General features: G+C 45.3%; 12 protein-coding genes and 1 riboswitch. Of the genes, 5 read left to right on the top strand and 7 right to left on the bottom strand.

Annotated elements, in window-relative coordinates:
- Window positions 1–419: 419 nt before the first annotated feature.
- Window positions 420–956, bottom strand: a complete 537-nt coding sequence (locus HMPREF3027_RS07905) for an RNA polymerase sigma factor (protein ID WP_018027594.1) — start codon at window positions 954–956, stop codon at window positions 420–422.
- 275 nt (window positions 957–1,231) lie between these two features.
- Here HMPREF3027_RS07905 and HMPREF3027_RS07900 point away from each other — a divergent pair, with 275 nt between their 5' ends.
- From HMPREF3027_RS07900 to HMPREF3027_RS07880, 5 genes are read left to right on the top strand one after another with little or no spacing between them, the layout of a single operon-like run.
- Window positions 1,232–3,865 carry a transglutaminase domain-containing protein gene (locus HMPREF3027_RS07900; protein ID WP_246830564.1) on the top strand — a complete coding sequence of 878 codons (2,634 nt, stop codon included), beginning with the start codon at window positions 1,232–1,234 and terminating at the stop codon, window positions 3,863–3,865.
- A gap of 7 nt (window positions 3,866–3,872) precedes the next feature.
- On the top strand, window positions 3,873–5,321 hold the full coding sequence (rpoN, locus tag HMPREF3027_RS07895) for an RNA polymerase factor sigma-54 (RefSeq protein WP_070707925.1): 1,449 nt from the start codon (window positions 3,873–3,875) through the stop codon (window positions 5,319–5,321).
- Window positions 5,322–5,376: 55 nt separating this feature from the next.
- Window positions 5,377–5,760 carry a glycine cleavage system protein GcvH gene (gene gcvH, locus HMPREF3027_RS07890; protein ID WP_018027591.1) on the top strand — a complete coding sequence of 128 codons (384 nt, stop codon included), beginning with the start codon at window positions 5,377–5,379 and terminating at the stop codon, window positions 5,758–5,760.
- Between the two features lie 46 nt (window positions 5,761–5,806).
- Window positions 5,807–6,322 carry a 5-(carboxyamino)imidazole ribonucleotide mutase gene (gene purE, locus HMPREF3027_RS07885; protein WP_040575678.1) on the top strand — a complete coding sequence of 172 codons (516 nt, stop codon included), beginning with the start codon at window positions 5,807–5,809 and terminating at the stop codon, window positions 6,320–6,322.
- A 54-nt stretch (window positions 6,323–6,376) separates the two neighbouring features.
- Window positions 6,377–6,628 carry a hypothetical protein gene (locus tag HMPREF3027_RS07880; RefSeq protein ID WP_018027589.1) on the top strand — a complete coding sequence of 84 codons (252 nt, stop codon included), beginning with the start codon at window positions 6,377–6,379 and terminating at the stop codon, window positions 6,626–6,628.
- Window positions 6,629–6,765: 137 nt separating this feature from the next.
- Here HMPREF3027_RS07880 and HMPREF3027_RS07875 read toward each other — a convergent pair whose 3' ends face one another.
- From HMPREF3027_RS07875 to prmA, 6 genes are all read right to left on the bottom strand, one after another.
- Complete coding sequence (locus tag HMPREF3027_RS07875) at window positions 6,766–8,127, bottom strand: aldehyde dehydrogenase family protein (RefSeq protein ID WP_070707924.1); 1,362 nt, start codon at window positions 8,125–8,127, stop codon at window positions 6,766–6,768.
- A gap of 29 nt (window positions 8,128–8,156) precedes the next feature.
- Window positions 8,157–9,275, bottom strand: a complete 1,119-nt coding sequence (locus tag HMPREF3027_RS07870) for a 4-hydroxybutyrate dehydrogenase (protein ID WP_070707923.1) — start codon at window positions 9,273–9,275, stop codon at window positions 8,157–8,159.
- Window positions 9,276–9,298: 23 nt separating this feature from the next.
- Window positions 9,299–10,591, bottom strand: coding sequence for an acetyl-CoA hydrolase/transferase family protein (locus HMPREF3027_RS07865; protein ID WP_070707922.1), 1,293 nt, complete (start codon window positions 10,589–10,591; stop codon window positions 9,299–9,301).
- A gap of 27 nt (window positions 10,592–10,618) precedes the next feature.
- On the bottom strand, window positions 10,619–10,915 hold the full coding sequence (locus HMPREF3027_RS07860; RefSeq protein ID WP_018027585.1) for a NifU family protein: 297 nt from the start codon (window positions 10,913–10,915) through the stop codon (window positions 10,619–10,621).
- Window positions 10,916–10,935: 20 nt separating this feature from the next.
- A complete protein-coding gene (locus HMPREF3027_RS07855) occupies window positions 10,936–12,399 on the bottom strand; it encodes a 4-hydroxyphenylacetate 3-hydroxylase family protein (protein ID WP_018027584.1) in 1,464 nt (487 codons plus the stop codon).
- 254 nt (window positions 12,400–12,653) lie between these two features.
- Window positions 12,654–12,895: riboswitch (cobalamin riboswitch) on the bottom strand.
- 135 nt (window positions 12,896–13,030) lie between these two features.
- Entirely contained in the window at window positions 13,031–13,882 is an 852-nt protein-coding gene (gene prmA / locus HMPREF3027_RS07850; RefSeq protein ID WP_070707921.1) for a 50S ribosomal protein L11 methyltransferase, read from the bottom strand.
- Window positions 13,883–13,989: the final 107 nt, after the last annotated feature.

Raw genomic sequence — 13,989 nt, 5'->3', positions numbered from 1 at the left:
ACACAGTCACCCCATCACGCAGAATATCGGATGAAGCAAAAAAATCACCCCGACGCCTTCGAGGCGTCGAGGTGACTGCAATCATCATTTAAAATCCCAAATGTATCGAATGTCAACCAAGGTCAACACCCGAGCAAGGGCTCTTGCCAACCCTTACTATCGTTGTCCAAACTTGGAGGCGCCTATTTTGCTTTCAAGTTGGCTATATCTTCATACTATATGCTAGTTAGCTTATGCAACACTCGGAGCAATGACCTCTCATTCACTCCCGTTAATTCCCTTTGTTGGCAAATATACACTAAAAATTTCAATTGCAAAGACTTTTGACTTGTAAATTTTCTGTTTCTCTAACATTAAAAGGAATGGCACCCTAAGAATAAACTCTTAAGGTGCCATTTTAGGTCACTTATAATGTAGATTTACCGATAGTCACTCAATTGCTCTTGAAGCTGCTTGCGAGCAAAGAATATTCGACTTTTGATTGTCCCTATTGGGAGATCAAGTTGGTCCGCTATCTCCTTATATTTAAAGCCCGAAAGGTAGAGTGAAAATGGGATCTGATATAATTCGTCTAATGCCTCTATTGCTTGATTGATCTCTTTAAGACTTAGCTCGTGATCGGGAGCCCCAAGACCCTCTGTATCTCTTTGGCTACCAATATAGGAGAGGTCGGCAGAGTCATCAATAATATTATTGGTCCGAACGCTTCTGTGGTAGCTATTAATAAAGAGGTTGCGCATCACGGTAAATACCCACCCTTTGAAGTTGGTGTTGGGTCGATACTTGTCTCTATTATCCAGCACCCTGAGCGAGGTCTCTTGCATCAAGTCTTCGGCATTTGTGGGATTAGCGGTTAATGAGAGAGCAAAGCTGTACATATTTGGCTGTAGGCCAACGAGCTCTTTTTCAAAGTCGGCTTGATCCTTTTTGGTTGGTAGTTTATGGTCGTTTATCATTACATATGTATCTGTTTCTGGTCTTTGATTTGCTTTTCAAATATACAAAAACTTCGGCAGATAATCTCCCCTGACATCTCTATTTTCTTTTTCTTAACAAAGAGACTTCTGCCACTATGAACGTCGTACGATAATGGCCTTTCTAAGGTGTAGCCTCTACTTACTTGGGGTGGTGGCTTGGAGTGTCATTAAAAATGAGTACATTTGAGCACTTGATCAATTTGTCATCGTAAATGATACTTATGAAGCTTATAAGGAATTTTAAATGTCTTGCTGTGACTTCAGCGTTATGGCTTTCTTTAGCTCTTGTGGCTTGTGGGGGAGCTGAGAGTAAAAATGAGTCGCTATTCTCTAGTGAGGTAGTGCGTAGTGCCGAAAGTGCACTCTCCGATAAGTTGGCATACTTGGGTATTGAAGCTATTGACTTTGGTGACTCTCTCACTTCAAATGAAAAGGCAGCAATGACTTGGCTCTATGCCTATTCTTATACTCCTGATATATTGGATCATTCCCCTGAGTTTTATCGAGCCAATATCGATGTGGCAATCAAAGCGCGTCAGGAGCTTCCATGGGGAAGTAGCGTGCCACTCGATCAGTGGAGAGCTTTTGTCTTACCACTAAGGGTGAATAATGAAATTCTTGATGACTTTCGTACTACCTACTATGAGGAGCTTAGAGATCTTGTGAAGGATATGACCATGGAGCAGGCAGTGATAGAGCTCAATCACTGGGCTCATCAACACATTACTTATGCTCCTAGTGATGGTCGTACCTCTTCGCCTTTGGCTACTCTTCGAAATGCGCTAGGGCGGTGCGGGGAGCAGAGTACCTTTTTTGTTTCAGTATTGCGTACAGTAGGTATCCCCGCTCGGCAAGTATACACTCCAAGGTGGGCACATACTGATGATAATCACGCTTGGGTCGAGGCGTGGGTAGATGGCGAATGGCACTATTTAGGAGCCAGTGAGCCTGCTCCTGTACTAGACCACGCTTGGTTTGATGCTCCAGTGCTTAGGGCAATGCTCTTGCATACTAGGGCTTTCGGACCGTATGTGGGTAAGGAAGAGTGGCTTGGCGCTGATCTCAATACGACTGAGCTCAACGTCTCTGAGAATTATATCCCTGTAGCTCCAGCGATGGTGACCGTAGTGGATAAAGAGGGAAAGCCACTGGAGGGGGTTAAGGTGACCTTTAGAATTTATAACTATGCCGATCTCTATCCTGCTGTAACTCGCACTACCAATCGATTGGGTGAAGCCTCGGTAGAGCTAGGTTTTGGTGATGTAGTGGTGGTGGCTAGTCGTAGTCCGCAGGAGATGGCGATAGGCAAACTCACTAATAAAGAGGGTGGTGGTACTCTGAAGCTTACTCTAGGTGATTGGAGTGAGGTCCCCTCTGAGATGCATCTGACCATCACACCTCCTATTGAGAGAGTACCCCAAATTGCCGTCACGGAGGAGATGGAGCACATCAACGCTGAGCGAATGGAGGAAAATAATGCCCTTCGCCAATCATATACCGATACCTTCCCTACTGATGAACAGGCAAATTCATTGGCTAAAGAGCTGGGACTTTCTGGCGAAAAAGCAACACAGTTATCACGTCTGTATAAGGAAAGTCGTGGTTATCATAGGGAAATTGCCGACTTCTTGAGATCTTCGGCACAGCAGGGTAAAGTCCAAGAGGCCATAGCCATATTAGCCTCATTGACCGATAAGGATCTCCATGACGTCAATATTGACGTACTGAGAGAGACTTTGTCGCGTGATCTCACCTCTGTTCAATGGAGTGATGCCGACCTATTCTCTCCTAGAGTGATGTTGGAGCATCTCTATCCTGTCCAGAAGCAACTCGATGAAGCGATTAAGGAGATAAAGAGTGCTCACCCTGAGTGGGAAACTCTTTCTATAGCAGAAAAGGCCAAGACGCTTGCAATGGTGGTTGATGGATTTAAGGTAGATGAGTCATATAATCCGAGGGGTATTGTAATGAGCCCAGCAACTGTGTGGCAGTATAAAGTTGGTGATTTGCGTAGCCTTCAGGTGCTATTGGTGCGTTTGCTTCGTACAGCAGGTATCTCTGCGAAGTACGACACAGCTAATGGTGTGATTCTTTTCAAGGACGAGCAACAGCGTGCAGAGATTTTGCCATTCAAAGAAAAAACTGAAAGTGAAGAGGTCAGTGCCGACTGCCAGCTTCTGCTCTCCTATAAGCCTGAAGGATACCTCAAGACACCTAAGTATGAGACCAACTTTTCAATAGGCTATGTCGATGATGAAGGACAGCTATCTACTTATGGCTTTGATTGGCAGCTTCCATATGATCAAGTCTCAGGAGCTAAGCTTCTCCATGATAGAAATTACCTTCTTACGGGTACAAGGCTTGCCAATGGTGCGGTATTGATGGCTCTGCGAAAACAGGAGTGTGGCAAGATCGCTCCTCTCCTTTTTGATCGAGATGAAACAGCAATTGGTGTAATAGGAAGCCTTAATGCCGAGTCTCTTTACCACGATCTATCTAGCGATAGCGATAAGTCACTTATTAGTTCTACTGGGCGTGGGTATTATCTCCTTATTTTAGGACGTGCCCATCATGAGCCTACCGATCACATCCTGCGAGATATGCAAGCGATAAAGGGGGCTGATGGAAAGCTTTTGTTGCCTACTGTGGTACTTATCAATGACCCCTCTGCTGAGCTGAAGTCGCTATTGCCAGAAGCAATTTGGGGTGAGGATAAATGGGATATAGAGTACGACTTCGTGAAGAGCAACGAGCTATCTGGCAGGTTGGATAAACCAGTGGTGATCATTGCAGATACATTCAATAGAGTGGTATTTATCTCCCAAGGTTATACCATCGGTATTGGTGAGAGGGTGGCTCAGATTGTAGAGGAACTCAAGTCGAAGTGACAGAATTATGGCGACCGATGGTCATAGTAGCAAGCTAAAGCAAAAGCTTACGCAAAACCTCTCTACCTGGCAGATACAGGTGATGAATATGGTGATGCTTCCTCATACGGAGCTAGCTGAGCGTGTCAAACAGGAGCTGATCGAAAACCCAGCACTGGAGGAGGGGCATGACTCGGATCCTGATGAGCCTCTTGACAGCCAGTCTGACGAGATGCAATCTGAGGAGGAGATCTCCATGGATGACTATGCAGATGTGGATGACATCCCTGAGACCACTCTGCGTCGCTACTATGAAGGGCAGAAAGGTGCTGATGAGATTCCTTTTGCAGAGGAGCAGAGCCTTCAAGAGTCTCTGAATGAGCAATTGCCACTCACGGAACTGAGTGAGCGAGATCAGCAAATTGCTAGTTTCCTCGTTGGTAGCCTAGATGATGATGGTTATCTCCGGCGATCACTGCTGGGTATTTCGGACGATTTAGCAATCTACCAGGGTGTAGAAATATCGGAAGCACACCTTATATATATATTGAGTGTAGTGCAGAGTTTGGAGCCTGCAGGGATAGCAGCTCGCTCTTTGCAGGAGTGCCTGATGCTACAATTGGAGCGTCGTAAGCCTACCGAAGTGGTGCAACTAGCGCGAAAGCTTGTGAGAGACCACTTTGATGAGTTGACCCACAAGCAGATTGACCGTCTTTCAGAAAGTACTAAAGCAAGTGAGGAGGAGCTAAGGGCAGCTATCCGTTTGATTACTAGTCTCAATCCCAGTCCAGGGCTAGACTTTTCTAGTAAGTTGCAGGATACGCTGATGACGGTGATACCCGACTTTGAGGTTACTGAGCGCGATGGGGAACTTCTGGTGACACTCCATAGTGGTGATATACCCGAGGTAAGAGTAAGCCATGAATTTGAGGAGCAGCTACAAGAACTTACTCAAAGAGAACCTAAGGGTAAGGAGGAGCGTGAAGCAAGTCGATTTGTTAAGCAGAAGCTTGACGACGCTCGCGGGTTTGTGGAGATGATCAAGCAACGCAATAATACCCTCATTACTACTATGATGGCAATTGTCCGATTGCAGCGCGATTACTTTCTTACGGGTGATGTGACGCTACTTAAGCCGATGATTCTTCAGGATGTGGCCGATATAGTAGGGTATGATGTCAGTACCATCTCCAGGGTGACTAGTGCCAAGTATGTGCAAACCGATTTCGGGATCATCCCTTTGAAACAACTCTTCTCTGAGGGTATCACCAATGATGACGGAGATGAGGTGACTACGCATTCGGTAAAGCAGTTGTTGAAGCAATTGATTGAGGAGGAGGATAAGAATAATCCCCTTTCCGACGAAGCTCTCCGACACAAATTAAAGGAGGAGGGATTTACCGTAGCACGCCGAACAATAGCTAAGTATAGAGATGGTTTGGGCATACCTATTGCGAGATTGAGAAAAGTTTGGTAACTTTGGCGAATAAAAGTTGTAAATCAAAACAAAACTAAAAACAAAAGACGCAGTTATGAATTTTCCAGAGAACTTGAAGTACAGCAAGGATCACGAATGGTTCCTTATAGAAGGCGACAAGGCCACTGTAGGTATCACAGACTTCGCTCAGAGCGAGCTTGGTGAGATCGTGTATGTAGATGTGGAAGATAGCGTAGGTGAGGACATCGCAGCGGGTGAGGCTTTTGGCTCAATTGAGGCTGTGAAGACTGTTTCTGACCTTCTTACTCCAGTAGCATTTACTGTAGATGAGTTTAACGAAGAGCTCGAGGACGCTCCTGAGCTTGTGAATAGCGATCCATACGGAAAAGGTTGGATTATCAAGGTGACCCTTGAGGATCCTGATCAGGTAGGTGATCTGATGAGTGCTGAGGAGTACAAGGCACTTATCCAGAAGTAAGAGAGTCCAAAGCTCTGTTTACACCCTATTAATATATTAGTAAGAGATGTCTTTACAGCCAAGAGTAAGCATTATTATGGGCAGTACTAGTGACTTGCCTGTAATGCAAAAAGCAATTGACCTACTAGAGCAGATGGAGGTGCCTTATGAGGTACACGCCTTGTCGGCACATAGGACTCCAGAGCAGGTGGAGACTTTTGCTAAGCAAGCTGAGGGGCGTGGTATTAAAGTGATCATCGCTGCAGCTGGTATGGCGGCCCACCTATGTGGAGTTATTGCAGCTTTCACCACACTCCCAGTGATTGGAGTGCCTATCAAGTCAACCCTTGAGGGGATGGATGCTTTACTTGCTATCGTCCAGATGCCTCCTGGAGTGCCTGTGGCAACGGTAGGTATCAATGCTTCTCTTAACGCTGCACTGCTAGCCGTCCAGATGCTATCATTAGCAGATAGTGACCTAGCAAGCAGATATGCAGCTTACAAAGAGAATCTTAAGCAGAAAATAGTTAAGGCCAATAAGGAGCTCCAAGCTCTAGAAGGGCTTAAGTATAAAACAAATTGAATTGTTCACAAGAACTTATCTTTTATTTATCACAACATTTTTAGAGATTGTATTATGAAGAAGTTATTTATCGCAGCAGCCGCTGTCGCAGTTGCTCTCGCTTTCACTTCATGCAAGTCTGAGTCTAACAATAACGACCAGCAACAACAAGCTGAAGAGGCTATCGAGACTGTTCAGGAAGGTGTTGAACAAGGTGCTGACCAAGTGGTTGATACTCTTGATTCCCTTAAGAACGAGGTAAAGGAAGGCGCTGAGGCTGCTGAGCAAGTGATGGAGGGTGCTGCTGAGAATGCACCTGCAAAGTAAATTGAGATTGTGACTTGCGGTGTTCTGAATACCGTTATTGTAGTCTAATTACTTTAAAGTAAAAAAGAGAGGGGTTGACTGCCATTGGCAATCAACCCCTCTTATTTATGTGAGGAGTGCACCTCGTGCAACAGACCCTAATTCATTGCCCAAATCTCCTCGTCAGTAGGGACATGGATGGTCTCAGACATTCGTGCAATACGAGTAATATTGAGTAGGTGCTTGTAGGTTAAATTCTCAGATATGGAGTTGTTACCCCAAGTACCACAACCAAGGGTAGTAGTTACAGAGAGCCCATTCTGAATAGATCCACCAGCAGTGATAGAGCAAGGGGCATTGACTATTAGTCGAGACACCTTGATGTCGTTACCAGCCTTGATGATATTACCTTGGTTATTGGAGTGTATGCCAGCAGAATGACCGCTTCCCTCCATATTTAGGTTGGCGTTGGCAAGAGCGATTGCTTCGTCGAAGTGCTCGTATGGAAGACAGGTCATTACTGGACACATCTTCTCCTTGCAGATAAGGTCGGCTTGAGCTACTCCCTTAGCAGGTACTACTAAAATACGGGTGCCTTCTGGAATCTCAATGCCAGCCATTTTGGCGATGACCTCTACATCTTTACCTACTACATCTTTACTAATAGTGCCATTTACAAAGATGGTATTGACCATCTTGTCGTGGTATTCTTCGGGCACAAAGTATGCACCATTTCGCTTGAATGCTTCAAAGATCTCCTCTTTGTACTTATTGGGGTAGATAAAGCACTGTTCACCAGAGCAGATAATGCCATTATCAAAGGCTCTACCCTTGATAATGATTTTGGCAGTTTCATCGAAGTCATTGATATTTTCGTCAATGATTACCTGCACATTTCCTGCGCCTACACCGAATGAAGGCTTACCTGAGGAGTAAGCAGAGTGTACCATACCCATACCACCAGTAGCTACTACTACGTCAACAAGTGACATCAGTTCTTGAGTCTCCTTCAGACCAGGCTCTGCAATGTACTGTACTAGGTTCTCAGGTACCTTGTGCTCTTTTAGTACACCCTTAATCAGCTCAATAGCGTGTCCTGAGCAGTTCTTGGAACGTGGGTGTGGAGATACGATGATGGCATTCTTAGTCTTGAGAGCGAAAGCTATGTTTGCCATTGGGGTCACGATGGGGTTAGTGGTAGGTGTGATAGCACCTACCACTCCTACTGGCTTGGCAATCTTAATTAGGCCTGTGCCCTCCTCAATGTCGATCACTCCCATAGTCTTCTTGCCTTGGAGGTTGTGCCAAACGCCCTTGGACTTATTGCGGTTCTTTGCCACCTTGTCCTCGTAACGTCCCATGCCGGTCTCATCTACTGCCTCTCGTGCAAGTATCTCGGCGTTGTCATAGATTACCTTGCAGAGTGCCTTAACTACGCTGTCAGTACTCTTTTGATCGAACTTCCGCTCAAATTCTTGCTGTGCCACTTTAGCAAGTGCCACCATTTCTTTTATTTCCATAATGTATTGTGATTAGTGAGTTATAGTTCTTAGAATAGTTTCTTATAAATATCTCTGATCTCATCTCTGCTGAGTGCCACGTAGTTATTGGCAAGTAGTCGCTGTTGGGTCGCGAGGACAGCATCAGCAAAGCCCTCTATCTCCTCCTCCTTCATGCCATAAGTATGTAGCGGATTTTTAGAAATAAGTGCTGAGAGTAGGCGATCCATCTCCACAAATACCTCCTCAGGCGTGCATCCGAGCTCCTTTGACAGCTTCTGCTTAAGCTCAGCGATGCGCCCGTTTGGGTTCTTGCACTCGTAGGTCATAAACACTTCGGTGAAGAATTGGTAGTTAGCTTCGCCATGAGGGACATGGTAAGCGCCTCCGAGAGGGTAGGAGAGAGCGTGGACTGCACCAACTCCAGCATTGCCAAAGGCGATGCCAGCAAAGTTGCTCGCCATAATCATCTTTCCCATTACCTCAAATCGATATTCCTCACCTTTTTCCTTGATCTGGCGGAATACATCAATAATGATTCGCCAAGCTGCTTCGCTAAATAGCTCGGTATAGGGATTGGCCTTAGGTGAGACGTAGGACTCTACTGCGTGGATCAATGCATCAATAGCGCTACAGGCGTAAAACTTAAAGGGGAGTCCTTTCAGTAGCTCAGGAATAATCACAGCATTGTCTGCGACAATTGCATCATCCGCTAGACCCATTTTGGTCCCCCGACTCTTAATCTCTGCAATAGAGATATTAGTCACCTCGCTACCGGTGCCACAGGTAGTGGGAATCACGATCAGCTGTTTCTCCTTCTCGAGAGGGATCTGCCGGTCAAATGCTCTGAGGACATCATCCTTTAGCCCCTTGAGGACAAAGAGCTTGGAAATATCGATAACAGTGCCTCCCCCGATGGCAATGACTCTCTCAAAGTCTTTCCCCTGAACATTGAGGAGAATTTTATTCATCATCTCGTCGGATGGTTCGCCCAAGCCATACTTCTCCTGCATAACGAAGTGGCAGTGGAGGTTGCAAGCCTTCATATAAGGCTCATAGAGAAAGTCGTTGGTGATTACCAAGTCCTTCTCTCCTAGGTTGAATGCCTTGGCAAAGTCTGCAAAGGTATCAAACTGGTCAATGGTTGTTTTAAGTTTGAATAGTTGCATAACAGTATCGTTATTGATTAGTATTAATATTTTGCTCTGTAAGCTGCTTCTAGCTCGGATCTGAATGAGGGATGAGCGATATCTATGAGTGCTTTCGCACGCTCTCGGAGTGTTTTCCCTTTGAGCTTGGCAATGCCATACTCGGTCACTATGTAGTCCACGTCATTACGAGAAGTAGTAACCGCAGCACCCTCTGCGATAGTAGGTACGATGCGGGATAATTTACCATTTCCAGCAGTTGATGGCATAGCGATAATGCTCTTGCCACCTCTAGAACGTGCTGCACCTCTTACGAAGTCTACTTGACCGCCCACACCACTGATCTGGCGAGGACCAATGCTCTCGGAGACTACCTGCCCCATAAGATCAACCTCCACACAGCTATTGATGCTGACGACATGATCGTTTTGAGCAATAACCCAAGGGTCATTGACGTAGTCTACTGGGTACATCTCCACATCATTATTATTGTTGACAAAGTCGTAGAGTACTTGAGTACCCATTAGAAAAGTTGCCACGATCTTCCCCTTGTTTATCTTCTTTTGGCTACCATTGATGACCCCCGAATTGACTAGTTCAACTACTCCATCCGAGACCATCTCTGAGTGAATTCCGAGATCCTTTTTCTCTTTTAGAAAGAGTAGTACTGCATCAGGAATAGCTCCTATACCGAGCTGTAGCGTGTCGCCATTATCTACAAGTTCAGCACAATATTTCCCAATGCTCTCTTCTACTTCTTTGATTTCTGTAGGTGCGATCGTATGTAAGGGATAGTCTGCTTTGACCACATAATTCATCTTAGAAATATGGATGAGGTTGTCACCTCCTATGAATGGCATCTGTGCATTCATCTCAGCGATAACTACTTTGGCTTGCTCAGCAGCAGGCTTAGTATAATCGCAGGAGACCCCGAAGCTACAGTACCCTTCGGCATTGGGGTAGGAGACCTGTATCAGTGCGACATCAGGGTGCAATAATTCACCTGGATTCATCATCGCTGGCACTTCTGAGAAATATCCAGGGAAAAAGTCCACTCTATTCTCTTTCATGGCTTGACGCATATTGCCTCCTATGAAGTTTGTAATATGTTGTAGGTGGCCTGCCATCTCTGGTGGGTTGCAGATTCCCTTGCCCAGTGTAAGCATATGAAAAACGCGTACATTGTGGTATGCTTGGTAGTTATTTATCAGAGCATCCACACACAATTGAGGTGCACCGGCTGCATGTGCTACGACTACGAGGTCGTTGTCTTTAATGTGTGTAACAGCCTCTTCCGCAGAAATCTGCGGAACACTATACAATTTACTCCAGTCCATACAAGTGATTGGAAATATGATGGTTACTTATTTACGAATAATCTTGAGTGCTTCTTGGATTAAGCTAGGGCTTACCCCTCTATCCACTTCTACCTGAATGGTGGTGTCGTTAAGGGCGTCCTGCAGGGATTGTAAAACAATTTCCTCGATAGTGTCGTTAAGGGAAGGGCAAGATTGGCATGTCCCCGTGACCTTAAGGCGAATGGTATTACCTTTGATATCAAGGAGGTGGAGGTCACCCCCGTGTACTTGGAGCTGAGGCTTGATGACCTCTTCAAGTACACGGGAGACCTTCTCCGTTGTTATTTGGGATTTTAAGAGCATCTTATACTCCTCTATTTCTATTATTTACGATCCAATGTGGTGTCTACACCTGCTATAGTTCTAGCAAGCTCCTTTTTACCCTCCATATTACATTGTCTAGAAATCATAATGCGCTGAGCTTGTGGTGAGCCAGCACCATGCAAGCTCTCTGTGCGGTAGCCTACAGCTGCTGTCCCTAAGCAGAGATTCTCAATGAGGCGCAGTATTCGCATACGGTTGGTAGTATCGGTCCCCTTTGCACCAGCCAAATACTTCTTTACGATAGGACCAATCTCAGCATGCTTTAGATCTGCTTCGGATGGCATCGTCACCATAAGACCTCCAGCAATATCCTCAGCAAGGCGAGTGATATCGTATGGGAAGCGTGTTACATTCTGCTTACAAACATTCGCAAGCAACATATCTATCAGGTAGTTGCCAGATGAAGTGGCCTTGCCTTCAGCCGAACAAGCGATGCCACAGCTGTAGAGAGTTTCATTAAGGTGTACCATTTCAATGAGCTTATCCTTGATGTGAGAAGCCTTGGGTACACCATTGTAGTCGGCAGCTAGTGCTGCAGCACCAATTAATACGTCACCTACACCTACTTTGCAACCACCATAGGATTGTCTGTGGTAGCCAGCAAAGCGCTCAACCAGCATATTGGTGAACTGGTACTCACGGCACATAAAGATGCGCTCATTAGGGACAAATACATGATCCATCACAAAGAGGGTTTCGTGACCACCAAAGGTGGCATTACCGAGGTCTATCTCTGCCCCTGGCTCTAGTTTTCGGGTGTCGCAAGATTGGCGGCCATAGATAATGGTCACACCCTCGGCGTCGCTTGGTATTGCAAATGATATAGCGTAGTCGGCATCCTCTTCTCTCATCGTGCAGGTGGGCATTATGAGGTGCTCGTGAGAATTGACCGAACCCGTCTGGTGTGCCTTGGCTCCTGTTACGACGATGCCATCAGGGCGAATCTCATTGATGTGGACGTAAAGATCAGGATCCTCTTGCTGGGATGGAGAGCAGCTACGATCACCCTTGGGATCGGTCATAGCACCATCCACTACTAGGTCATTTTCCTGTACATACTCTACATATTTCCTAAAGCGTTGGTGGTAGTCTGTGCCTAGAGCTTCGTCCATTTCGTAGGTCGTACTCCATACAGCATTGAAAGCATCCATACCGACACAGCGCTGAAAGCATGAAGCTGTCTTTTGTCCCAATAGGCGTTGCATCTTAACCTTATTTACGAGATCTTCAGTGCTCTGATGGATGTGGCAAAAGCGATTAATGGTGTGTCCTGTGAGGTTGGACTTGGCGGTCATCAAGTCCTTGTACTCCTCTTGTTGTGCCAGTTCATAGGTCATCGCTAGAGAGTTAAGGGATGGTCTCATCATAGGGTGGTCCACAGGATTATCGATTTTCTTTCCCATAAACCATACATTTAGGTTGAGCTTCCTTAGGCTCTCGATGTACTCTTCTCTTGTTTTCATTTACTACTTTTTTTAGTGGTTTGTATTAGTTGTATTTACTTGTTATTTTTCCACTATTGTTTTTATTGCTGAAGAGAAAGTTGAGAAGGTACATTGCACTATCTCTATTCTAACTATACCATAGGGCAAGATGCCCCTATCTGTGGAGCAACTATGGGTACACCAAATAAAGAGGATACACCTCTTTTATGGGTAAAAAATAGTCTATCTTAGTAACAATGTCCGTCCTTTGTTCCCAAATTCCCCAGAAACAAAAAAACTATCAGTGAAAAGGCAGGTCTTCTGACTCATTCTGTTGCTTATTGGCATTTGCTTTGCGGTCTTCCCATAGACTTCTCCCGCACTCGGAAGAGCTGTCTACAGTGACATTTTCTAGAGGGCAAAGCTGTATACAGAACATACAGCTGAGGGTCCAGTCTCAGATTCTCACTGAGTTCCCTTTTCAATCAAAACACATAGGCAATGTCCTTTGATCACCTTTTCAAAAGCAAAGGTATGAATTTATTCCTAATTGCCAAAACTTTTCCATAATATATTTAATGAAGGCTCTTACACAAAGGCGATCTGCACTACCTAGATATCCTTACGGAGGACTAAGTATTGCAAATCGCCTTTGTGTAAGAGCCTCTACTTAGGGCATTTGGTTGGTAACTCTCATGGCTACCCAGCCACCTGGCATTTCAATGTGCCCAGAGTGGGTGAGACCATGGGCTGAAACGGCATCCATAATCTGTGGAAGGTCTTCATCAAGGAATCCCGAAAGGAGCATGATGCCACTTGGATGCATACGTGAGACATATCGCTCGAGGTCTTGCAGAATAATATTTCGATTGATATTGGCGAGGAATATATCGGCACGTGGTATATTCTGTAGTATATTGGCATCACCTTGAAGCACCTTGAGTGCTACATTATTTTGGCGTGCATTCTCTTCTGCATTCTCTATGCACCAATCGTCAATGTCTATGCTCACGCACTCCTTTGCGCCTTTCATCATTGCATATATACCGAGAATTCCGCTGCCACATCCCATATCAATCACTGAGCAGCCCTCTAGGTAAATTTGGCTGAGGAGTGTGAGCATTGCCTGTGTGGTGGCGTGGTTGCCTGTGCCAAAGGCCATTTTTGGTTCAATAACGATTTCGTGCTTTACCCCTTCAATAGGTTGGTGAAATGGTGCCCGTATCCCTAGCTCTCCTTCGACCACTACCACAGGGTCGAAATAGTGCTTTTCCCACTCTTCATTCCAGTTTTTATCCTCCACCTCTTCAAGTTTGGCTTGCTTTTGCAATGCCTCAAAAGGGGCTTCAGAAAGTGTTGCCTCTACACTTGCTTCGTTGTAGGAGTCAACTGGTATGTAAGCATGTAACTCTTTACCGTTATTTTCAAAGGAGTCGAAACCGATATCTCCTAGCTTTTGCATCAATATATCTGTCGCCCACTCATCGGCTGGAGTAGGTAGTGTTACTCTATAATATTTCATTTATTCATCCAATACTTTAGCGTTAATACTCTATTATTACTTTCAAAGCTACTTAAAAGCTACTAGATAGGCAAAATATATCTGACTTATTTGCTATCTTTGTGCAT

The organism is Porphyromonas sp. HMSC077F02, assembly GCF_001815465.1.
In the GTDB taxonomy this organism is placed as follows: Bacteria; Bacteroidota; Bacteroidia; order Bacteroidales; family Porphyromonadaceae; genus Porphyromonas_A; species Porphyromonas_A somerae.
This window is presented reverse-complemented; position numbering and strand designations above follow the sequence as displayed.

Coding starts and splice junctions, on each gene's coding strand:
- prmA (WP_070707921.1), bottom strand. CDS start 13,882: ATGAAATATTATAGAGTAACACTACCTACTCCAGCCGATGAGTGGGCG.
- gcvH (WP_018027591.1), top strand. CDS start 5,377: ATGAATTTTCCAGAGAACTTGAAGTACAGCAAGGATCACGAATGGTTC.
- HMPREF3027_RS07905 (WP_018027594.1), bottom strand. CDS start 956: ATGATAAACGACCATAAACTACCAACCAAAAAGGATCAAGCCGACTTT.
- HMPREF3027_RS07875 (WP_070707924.1), bottom strand. CDS start 8,127: ATGGAAATAAAAGAAATGGTGGCACTTGCTAAAGTGGCACAGCAAGAA.
- HMPREF3027_RS07870 (WP_070707923.1), bottom strand. CDS start 9,275: ATGCAACTATTCAAACTTAAAACAACCATTGACCAGTTTGATACCTTT.
- purE (WP_040575678.1), top strand. CDS start 5,807: ATGTCTTTACAGCCAAGAGTAAGCATTATTATGGGCAGTACTAGTGAC.
- HMPREF3027_RS07880 (WP_018027589.1), top strand. CDS start 6,377: ATGAAGAAGTTATTTATCGCAGCAGCCGCTGTCGCAGTTGCTCTCGCT.
- HMPREF3027_RS07855 (WP_018027584.1), bottom strand. CDS start 12,399: ATGAAAACAAGAGAAGAGTACATCGAGAGCCTAAGGAAGCTCAACCTA.
- HMPREF3027_RS07860 (WP_018027585.1), bottom strand. CDS start 10,915: ATGCTCTTAAAATCCCAAATAACAACGGAGAAGGTCTCCCGTGTACTT.
- rpoN (WP_070707925.1), top strand. CDS start 3,873: ATGGCGACCGATGGTCATAGTAGCAAGCTAAAGCAAAAGCTTACGCAA.
- HMPREF3027_RS07865 (WP_070707922.1), bottom strand. CDS start 10,591: ATGGACTGGAGTAAATTGTATAGTGTTCCGCAGATTTCTGCGGAAGAG.